A 1,370-nucleotide genomic window follows, 5' to 3' on the forward strand; every position below is an offset into this window, starting at 1 on the left:
TCCCCAAGGGGATTCGAACCCCTGTTACCGCCGTGAAAGGGCGGTGTCCTAGGCCTCTAGACGATGGGGACACAGAATATGTGTCACTAGGACAATCGATTAGTTTAACTCACATCCTGAGCTTTTAAGGTAATGGCGTATAGTACAAATAAAGACTCGAGCTTTATGTGTTACGCTATTTTCTCGGTAAAACCGCCTTTAACTAAAAGTTAAATGGCGTCCCCAAGGGGATTCGAACCCCTGTTACCGCCGTGAAAGGGCGGTGTCCTAGGCCTCTAGACGATGGGGACACAGAAAACTGTACCCTAGGACAAACACTAAAATTGGTGGAGCTATGCGGGATCGAACCGCAGACCTCTTCGCTGCCAGCGAAGCGCTCTCCCAGCTGAGCTATAGCCCCAACTTATTCAATACGCTCGGTGATAATCACGTCGTGTATCGCTTAGTGCGGGGCGCATTCTATGCACCCCCCAAAATAAAGTCAACAGTTTTTTATGCGACATTATTTAAATGGTTTAAATTTCAACAAACTGGCTATCATACGTGCTAAAAAACAGATTTTCATACTAATTTAGATGTCACGTTGCGCTTTACGTTGTTGTACTCGCCACATGTATACGACTGAGTACCCTATTCAACCGATAATATGAGTTTGAATATAATTTAAAAGGTATACATTTATATGCAAATTAGCTTGGTGCTGTTTTACTACTAAAAAAGCGCTGTTCATTGGCATGTTAAACTTTAAATAACTTTTATTACCCGCTAATTTGTATCACGCAATACAATTATTGAAAGTTAGCCTTTTATTACATAAATATTTTATTGTTTATCCGACCACTAATGACATCTATTTAGTCTACGCCGCCGACTTTAAATAAACATTAAGCTTAACAATTGTTCGTTTAATATTAGTTTGTTGATAAAGTGAACACCGTTCGCACTGTATTGTTTATAAAAGCTTCATTCAGCACATTTTTATCATTCAAGTGTTGACACATTTGCAACTCTATCTATAATAGCGCCCCACAACAACGCAGCAATGTGGTGTTGTTTAGATGCGGGTGATTAGCTCAGTTGGGAGAGCATCGCCCTTACAAGGCGAGGGTCACTGGTTCAAGTCCAGTATCACCCACCACATTTTAATGTGTCGTATCTAATATTCTATATGGGCGTTAGCTCACTTAGAAAAAAGAGAGCCTACTGCTATTTACAAGTAACGGCAAGGTTCACTGGTTAAAGTCCAGTACTATTAAACTTTAATAGTAGCGTTTGAATTTATATGTGGGTGATTAGCTCAGTTGGGAGAGCATCGCCCTTACAAGGCGAGGGTCACTGGTTCAAGTCCAGTATCACCCACCACATATAAA

At 40.9% G+C, this 1,370-nt stretch carries 4 tRNA genes; 2 read left to right on the top strand and 2 right to left on the bottom strand.

Annotation, left to right across the window (positions count from 1 at the left end):
- Positions 1–214: 214 nt before the first annotated feature.
- Both N523_RS0113340 and N523_RS0113345 read right to left on the bottom strand, forming a co-directional pair.
- Positions 215–290: transfer RNA gene (locus N523_RS0113340), tRNA-Glu, on the bottom strand.
- A 34-nt stretch (positions 291–324) separates the two neighbouring features.
- Positions 325–400: transfer RNA gene (locus N523_RS0113345), tRNA-Ala, on the bottom strand.
- A gap of 662 nt (positions 401–1,062) precedes the next feature.
- On the opposite strand from N523_RS0113345, the gene N523_RS0113350 reads away from it, so the two are divergent.
- Both N523_RS0113350 and N523_RS0113355 read left to right on the top strand, forming a co-directional pair.
- Positions 1,063–1,138 (top strand) — tRNA-Val (locus tag N523_RS0113350).
- 148 nt (positions 1,139–1,286) lie between these two features.
- Positions 1,287–1,362: transfer RNA gene (locus N523_RS0113355), tRNA-Val, on the top strand.
- Positions 1,363–1,370: the final 8 nt, after the last annotated feature.

The organism is Pseudoalteromonas sp. 23_GOM-1509m (assembly GCF_000518425.1).
GTDB lineage: Bacteria > Pseudomonadota > Gammaproteobacteria > Enterobacterales > Alteromonadaceae > Pseudoalteromonas > Pseudoalteromonas tetraodonis.